The organism is Aeromonas caviae, assembly GCF_000819785.1.
Taxonomy (GTDB): Bacteria; Pseudomonadota; Gammaproteobacteria; order Enterobacterales; family Aeromonadaceae; genus Aeromonas; species Aeromonas caviae.
Window position 1 is genome coordinate 475 of record NZ_CDBK01000077.1, and the last position, 592, is coordinate 1066.

Annotated in this window: 1 protein-coding gene; it reads right to left on the reverse strand. The window is 64.0% G+C overall.

Annotation, left to right across the window (positions count from 1 at the left end; translation table 11 throughout):
- The coding region (locus tag BN1120_RS12200; RefSeq protein ID WP_042016289.1) for a ketopantoate reductase family protein at positions 1–592 on the reverse strand (592 nt) is incomplete at both ends.

Genomic DNA, 592 nt, shown 5'->3' on the forward strand with positions numbered 1-592 from the left:
GGCCTTGCCCAGCAGGAAGCCGGTGATGGCTTCGATCTCGGTCTCGCGGCCCTGTTCCATGTCTTGATACATGGAAGAGTAATTGTCGGCGGTGAGCTCCACCACCATCATGACGCGGCGTAGCAGCTCTTCGCTGCCGGTGGGCTGACCTTCTGCCCGCATGACGTCAGCCACTTCCACGCAGATTTGCTGCAGGGCATCGGCAAAACGCGGACCGGCCAATTCGCCGTTCTTGAGCTTGTAGAGCGCGGTGAGGGGATTGATGGCGCAGTTGACGGCGAGTTTCTGCCACTGGCGTGTCAGGATCTGCTCATCCCAACCGGCCTGACCCAGGGCGCTGGCCAGCTCGTCGGCGAGGTGGGCATGGGCACGGGCCGCTTCGTTGATTGGGCCCAGCCAGGTCTCCCCCTTGCCGGTGTGGCGGAACACGAAGTGGCCGCTCTGCATGGCGCCATGGCTGGTGACGCCGGCGATCACCGGATTGTCGGGGAAGAGTGCGACCACCTGATCGGCGATCCCCATGCCGTTGTGCAGCAGCACGATGGGCACTCCTGCCGCCAGTTGCCCGACCAGAGGAGTGAGGGCCGATATC